Annotated in this window: 4 protein-coding genes and 1 pseudogene; 2 read left to right on the top strand and 3 right to left on the bottom strand. The window is 47.9% G+C overall.

Going from position 1 to position 7266, the window contains the following annotated elements:
- Positions 1 to 88 precede the first annotated feature (88 nt).
- Complete coding sequence (locus J7529_RS13115; protein ID WP_318729321.1) at positions 89 to 982, top strand: tRNA-dependent cyclodipeptide synthase; 894 nt, start codon at positions 89 to 91, stop codon at positions 980 to 982.
- 140 nt (positions 983 to 1122) lie between these two features.
- Here the strand turns inward: J7529_RS13115 and J7529_RS13120 are convergent, their stop codons facing one another.
- The 3 genes from J7529_RS13120 to carB form a co-directional block, all read right to left on the bottom strand.
- Entirely contained in the window at positions 1123 to 2079 is a 957-nt protein-coding gene (locus tag J7529_RS13120) for an RNA polymerase sigma factor, RpoD/SigA family (RefSeq protein WP_318729322.1), read from the bottom strand.
- A 213-nt stretch (positions 2080 to 2292) separates the two neighbouring features.
- On the bottom strand, positions 2293 to 2445 hold the full coding sequence (locus tag J7529_RS13125; protein WP_271936213.1) for a hypothetical protein: 153 nt from the start codon (positions 2443 to 2445) through the stop codon (positions 2293 to 2295).
- A gap of 359 nt (positions 2446 to 2804) precedes the next feature.
- On the bottom strand, positions 2805 to 6062 hold the full coding sequence (gene carB / locus J7529_RS13130; RefSeq protein WP_318729323.1) for a carbamoyl-phosphate synthase large subunit: 3258 nt from the start codon (positions 6060 to 6062) through the stop codon (positions 2805 to 2807).
- Between the two features lie 352 nt (positions 6063 to 6414).
- Here carB and J7529_RS13135 point away from each other — a divergent pair.
- Positions 6415 to 6825, top strand: a pseudogene (locus J7529_RS13135) (Uma2 family endonuclease); the annotation flags it as partial.
- Positions 6826 to 7266: the final 441 nt, after the last annotated feature.

The following is a 7266-nucleotide window of genomic DNA, read 5'->3' on the forward strand; positions in this document are numbered from 1 at the left end:
TCCCCCAAGAAAGACCTTGTAGATGTTTTTTTGGGGGATTTTTAAAGTCTTTTTCTTTCTAAGTATAACACATAACTTTAACTCTAAAATGAGTCAATACCAAGATCAAGAAACGATCGTAAACCATCTGGATTGGAATCAATTCTCGCTCGAACAACTCAAAAAAATTCAATCCCAAGTCAGTCAAGCTATTAGTTGCAAACAAAAGTCCTTAAGTTTAAACGAGAATAAGACGAGTCCAATGTACCATTACCAAGCTGGACTAGCAAAAGTCTGTCCTCGCCATCTTTGTAACTCACTCGCTGACTATCAAAGCTGTGTTTTCTTAATTAGCTTAGGTAGTAAAAACTTTATGGACACCAGGCGGCTTAAAGCTACTATTGAGTGGATTAGTGACAACTTCCGGAGCTGCACCGTCATTATTGGAGATAGCCTTTATCGACTAACTCTTGAAGTCAGACATCAATCAACGGCAGAAACTGCCTTGCAAGCAGCTCTCCAGACGGGTCAAGAATTTATAAAACAAAATCAGAGCTATTTTTATCAATACGCACAAAAGTGTGATTTTCAATTCAAACGAACTTCAGAAATTGAGAAAATATCGCAGTTTTTAGCTTATTATCAGCAAGTACAAGAACTTTATCAAAATGAGCCATCTTTTCAAGAGCTCGTCAATCGGTTTGCTTACGCCTATCTCCATCGAGGGAAAGCCATTCATATCGATCAAGAACATCAACAGAAAAGTCAAGAAATAGCTCTAGTTACCACTTACTTTCTGGAAGAATCAGCTATTTTAGCTTGTCTGGTTGAAGCGGGAGACTCAGTATTTGTCTATCCAGGAGCAATCAAAACCTTTGAAGAAATATCCGAAGGTCTCCACCCAGAAGTCCCTGAGCCTCTCCAGCGCATGATTTGGGTAAGTTTGCGCCTCAAGAAAACTTCTAAGAAAACGCGAGAGGATAGGGTGATGGAGAGACACTGAAGACACGGCGATCGCCGATTACCTTTTCATTTCGCTCCTTCATTTCGCTCCAACAAAAAGCAAGCCAGTTCAGTAGAACCGGCTTGTTTTTTGTTGAGAATTAAGGGACGCAACATCGTATCGTTCTTGAGAGCGAGACGCTAACTGGCGATGTACTCGCGCATATCCGCTTTACGCTTGCGTAACTTACCTAAAGCTTCCCGTTCAATTTGACGAACCCGCTCGCGACTGATGTTGAGCCGATCGCCAATTTTGGCTAAGGTCATGGATTGACCAGTTTCCAACCCAAACCGCAACGATAAAACCTGCTGTTGTTGGGGGGTTAAATCTGCCATCATTTGCTCTAATTCAGCTCGCAGAGACGTATTCATGGTGAAATCTTCTGGAGATGGGCCAGTATCTTCCAAAAGCTCACCCAATTCCGTATCTTGGTTGTCTCCCACGCGCAAATCCAGGGATAAAGGAAGACGAGAACGTTCTAAGTATTCCCGCACTTGTTTGGGAGTTAGATCCAACTCTTCGGCCAACTCATTAATGGTTGCCGATCGCCCCAAGGTTTGGGACAATTGCCGTTGAGCTTTCTTAATCTTATTGAGTTTTTCTGTAATATGAATCGGTAGGCGGATGGTGCGTCCTTTTTCGGCGATCGCTCGAGTAATGGCTTGACGAATCCACCAATACGCATACGTAGAGAACCGGTAGCCCTTCGTGGGGTCAAACTTTTCTACCCCCCGTTGCATCCCAATCGTTCCTTCTTGGATCAAATCCAACAAGTCTACATTGCGTTTAATATACTTCTTCGCCACTGAGACCACCAGACGCAAATTCGCTTCCACCATCTTGCGCTTGGCTCGTTCTCCTTGGGCGATGGCCTGACGCAGCGCCCCTACAGAAACACCAGCCACTTTGGCCCATTCCTCTAAACTCGGTTCCTGGTCAGTTTCCTTGGCTAAAGTATCTTTGGTTTCTTGAAGATCGGTTAAGTACTTCACTTGCTTACCCAAGGTAATTTCCTCCTCATGAGTGAGCAGAGGAACACGGCCAATTTCGCGAAGATAAGCACGAACGGGATCGGTAGGGTTTTGGGCGGTTTTCATAGGTCTGCGTCTTGGGTTGACAACAATAGGAAGGCTAGTCCTTGGACTAGGAGTAAGGAGAGGTAAAAGGCACTCTAGCAAAAGGCAATACCCGGTTTTACTGTTTCTTTGAAGTGTCCACAAATCGCGCTATTCAATGAGCTTGGCGCTCTATTTTGGACTTGACAAAATGCACACTATTTTGAACTGTTACCCTTTGCTATTGCCTATTTCCTAGCGCATAGCGCTATCTGTCTCATCTGTTCTGACAGGGATAGGAACGACTTCTGCTTCTGGGGCAGATTCCGATGGGTTTTCAATGAGCCGTTGGGCAACGATCAGACCGATAACGGATGTGGCTGTGACTAAAATGAGTTCGCTTGTCATGGTCGTTATCTACCAGAATTCTATTATGTTAAGTATTGTAACATTGTTTTAAGCTAGCGTCTACTGGTTAAGAATGAATAGAGGAATACCTCCCGGGTCTTGTCTAGTTGTGATTCCCCATAGGTTACCCAGGAACTTTATGAAGAAATGCATTGTTTACAACATTTTTGTAAATTTCTTAGGGGAGGTACTCTAGCAATAGGCAATAGCAATAGGCAATAGGGAAACCCCATTTTATTCCAAAGATTAACCCCATAGACTAGGGTCTACGGGGCGATCGCGAAGTCAGAGGAGCGTAAGGAATGATTCTATCTATAAGAAATAAGAATAGTTAAACCCCTCACGCCACCAAGCAAAACCTAAGCCTGAATATGGTCTTGCAAAGCCTTTACTTCCAGGGGCGAAGACTTCAGAGATCGAATGGCCTCAGCCGTTGCCTTAGCGCCAGCAATCGTAGTAATAATGGGCAACTTATAGGTCAGAGCCGATCGCCTCAGCAGCCGCCCATCAGCCTGGGCCTCTTCACCAGAGGGCGTATTAATAATCAATTGGATATTGTGGTTCTTAATCTCATCAAGGACATTGGGCCGTCCCTCATGGAGCTTATAAATGGGTTGCACATTCTCCAGCCCCTTCGACCTCAGCACCCGCCGAGTTCCCGCAGTCGCCATAACGCTAAAGCCCAGCTCCATCAACTCCTCGATCGCCGGAACGATCGCCTCCTTCTCGCGATCGCTCAAACTGACGAACACGCAACCCGATAACGGCAGCCGCACGCCAGCGGCTACTTCTGCTTTGGCGAACGCCGTGGCAAACGACGAGTCAATCCCCATCACCTCCCCAGTCGATCTCATCTCTGGCCCCAACAGGGTATCCGCACCGGGGAACTTCTCAAAGGGCAGCACGGCCTCTTTCACCGACACATGCTGTGGAATAATCTCTTCCGTCAGTCCCACCTCGGCTAGGGTTTTTCCTGACATTACGAGAGAAGCCAACTTAGCTAAAGGTTTACCAATGGCCTTCGACACAAAGGGTACAGTTCGCGAAGCCCTCGGATTTGCCTCCAGGATATAAACCCGTTCACTGAGCGGAGCCGAAGTGCGCTGCACGGCAAACTGAATATTCATCAAGCCAATTACATTCAGGGCCTTCGCTAAAGCCACCGTCGAAGTGCGGATTGTCGTTAACACGGATGAGGCAAGCGTAAACGGCGGAATCGCGCAGGCTGAGTCTCCAGAATGGACTCCCGCTTGTTCGATATGCTCCATGATGCCGCCAATGACCACCTCACCTGTGGCATCACAGAGGGCATCCACATCCACCTCGATCGCCCCTTCCAAGAACTTATCAATTAGAATCGGGTGGTCTGGCTCCACCTGCACGGCGGTCGTCATATACCGCTCCAGTTCGCCATCCGAATAGACAATCTCCATGGCTCTTCCCCCTAGAACATAGGAGGGACGGACGACCACCGGATAGCCAATGCGACCCGCCACGCGAATCGCCTCTTGAGTCGATCGCGCAATTCCATTGGGCGGCTGTAAGATATTTAACTCCTGGCAAATGGCTTCAAACCGCTCCCGGTCTTCGGCCGTATCAATGGAATCGGGGGATGTGCCCCAAATCTTAGTTTTGGGATGATCCTCCAAGGCGCTCTGTAAAGGAACTGCTAACTTCAGGGGCGTTTGTCCTCCAAACTGAATAATGATGCCCTCCGGCTGTTCCGCATCAATAATATTGAGGACATCCTCCAGGGTGAGAGGTTCAAAATAGAGGCGATCGCTCGTATCGTAGTCTGTTGAAACCGTTTCCGGGTTCGAGTTGACCATAATGGTCTCAAAAGAAGCATCGCGCAACGAGAAACTGGCATGACAGCAGCAATAGTCAAACTCAATCCCCTGGCCAATGCGGTTGGGACCACCACCAAGGATCATCACTTTCCGCCGTTCAGAGGGTTGAGTCTCGGTTTCCCCTAGTTCATAGGTGGAATAGTGATAGGGCGTAAAGGCTTCAAACTCCGCCGCGCAGGTATCCACTGTTTTGTATACGGGTGTAATCCCCAACTCTTGTCTGCGAGATCGCACCGTTGTCTCATTAGTAGACGTGGCGAAGGCAATTTGGCGATCGCTAAATCCCAACTGTTTAATTTCCCGCATCTCGTCGGTCTTGATACTTAACAGGGGCGTACGCTTTAGGAACTTCTCCGCGTCCAAGAGTTGGTTAAACTTGTCCAAAAACCAGGGGTCAATTCCTGTCAGCTCGTACACCTCATCCAGCGACATCTTAGCCATCAGGGCATGACGCAGGGTGAAGATGCGATCGGGATTCGGTGTCCGCAGACCCTGGCGAATTGACTCTAAACTGGGCAGCACCTCGGACTTATCACAGCCCCAACCTGCTCTTCCGGTTTCCAGGCTTCGCAGAGCCTTCTGGAACGACTCACAGAACGTGCGCCCAATAGCCATCGTTTCACCCACCGACTTCATTTGCGTCGTCAAAATCGGCTCCGTTCCGGCGAACTTCTCGAATGTGAACCGGGGAATCTTGGTGACCACATAATCAATTGTCGGTTCAAAGGAAGCTGGTGTTTTTTGGGTAATGTCGTTGGGAATCTCATCGAGGGTATAGCCGACTGCCAGTTTAGCGGCGAATTTGGCGATCGGGAACCCAGTGGCCTTAGAAGCCAAGGCCGAGGAGCGCGATACCCTGGGATTCATCTCAATCACAATCACATCCCCATCCACCGGATTGACTGCAAATTGGATATTCGAGCCACCGGTTTCCACCCCAATCTCACGAATAATGGCGATCGACGCATCCCGGAGGCGCTGATACTCCTTATCTGTCAGCGTCTGTGCTGGAGCCACTGTAATCGAATCCCCCGTATGTACTCCCATGGGGTCAATGTTTTCAATCGAACAGATAATCACCACATTATCCGCCAAATCGCGCATCACCTCTAGCTCATACTCCTTCCAGCCAATCAATGACTGTTCGATCAGAATCTGAGACATGGGCGAGCAATCTAGCCCATACTGGGCCATCGTCTCAAATTCCTCTTGGTTATAGGCAATACCGCCCCCAGTTCCCCCCAGAGTAAACGCTGGGCGGATAATCAGGGGATACACCCCAATCTCGGCTGCAATTTGTTTGGACTCATCCAGGGTATTGGCAATTCCCGACGGGCACACTTTCACCCCAATGCGCTGCATCGCTTCCTTGAACAACAACCGGTCTTCTGCCTTTTCAATTGCCTCAAGTTTGGCTCCAATCAGTTCCACCCCATAACGCTCCAGTGTGCCATTTTTGGCCAGGTTAACCGCCAAGTTGAGCGCCGTTTGCCCGCCCATCGTCGGCAATAGGGCATCTGGGCGTTCCTGGGCGATCACTTTCTCGGCAATTTCAGGCACTAGCGGTTCAATATACGTCCGCTCTGCCGTTTCTGGATCGGTCATGATGGTTGCTGGGTTGGAGTTAATCAGCACCACTTCGTATCCCTCGGAGCGTAGGGCTTTACACGCTTGTACGCCACTATAGTCAAATTCACAGGCTTGGCCAATGACAATTGGGCCAGAACCGAGGAGAAGAATTTTTTTAATATCGTTGCGACGGGGCATAGTTCTTGAGTTTTAGAGTGCGAAGAGAGATTAGACTTCTTACAGAAGTGGGCAGAAAATGAATAGTAATGCCGTCATCATATATTCTTATGACTATTGCCTATTGCTAGAGTGCCTGATTTCTGCAAGAGGTCTATATATTCAGTTGCCAGTGACCTGCTGCCCAGCCAGCCTGCTATAGAGGCAAGACGCAACAGCCAATGGCCAACAGTCATTGTACGGGTTTGGGAGAATCGTGCTGTATTTCCTTTAGCTAAATTAATGAATTTGATCTAAGCCATTGATTCAACTTCGACAACTCTGACACTGCCCACCCTACAATGATGGGCAATGATAAATGTAGGCTGGGAAGATGACATATACCTTGATTATTCCCGAACAGTTACAAGTGACTCCAGAACAGTTTGCACAACTGGCGATCGCCAATCGCGATCTGCGTCTGGAACAAACCGCTACTGGAGAATTAATTATTATGCCCCCCACTGGAGGAAATACTGGCGAACGGAATGCTGAACTGAGTGCGGACTTTATTATCTGGAATCGAACATCTCAACCGGGAAAAGTCTTTGACTCTTCCACTGCCTTTCGCTTACCCAATGGTGCAGCGCGATCGCCGGATGTTTCTTGGGTGCAGCGCGAACGATGGGACGCTCTCACCCCTGACCAACAAGATACTTTTCCTCCTCTATGTCCAGATTTTGTCTTGGAATTGCGATCGAAAACCGACTCTCTGAAAGAGTTACAAGCGAAAATGCAAGAATATCTATAGCATTTCTCTCTTCTATGAGGTACAGCTTGAAGCCTTAGAACCTAAGCCATACAAGCTATTGCCTATTCCCTATTCCCTATTCCCTAGCGCGAAGCGCTATAGATAATGGTGCTAGTCTCGGTTGGTTGATCAATATTCAAGGGCAAACGGTAAAAATTTATCGTCCAGGCCAGCAGGTAGAAAAACGGATTAAACCCGATACTTTAGATGGTGAAACACAGAAGTGTTGAATGTTGACATCAAACTTTACATTTAACTAAAGAAAAGTCCCTAGTGAACTAAATCAGGGTTTCTGGAATTAGATCGTAGCTCCAATGAATAATAGGGCAGCGCTGACTAAGTTCGACTGGCAAATCATATCAAATCCAGAAAAGAGTGCGACAATAGAAGGGGGGTGAAACCGACTAAGGTGGCGATCGCTGAGTGTTGGGGCGA

Source organism: Roseofilum sp. Guam (genome assembly GCF_017746735.1).
GTDB classification, from domain to species: domain Bacteria; phylum Cyanobacteriota; class Cyanobacteriia; order Cyanobacteriales; family Desertifilaceae; genus Roseofilum; species Roseofilum reptotaenium.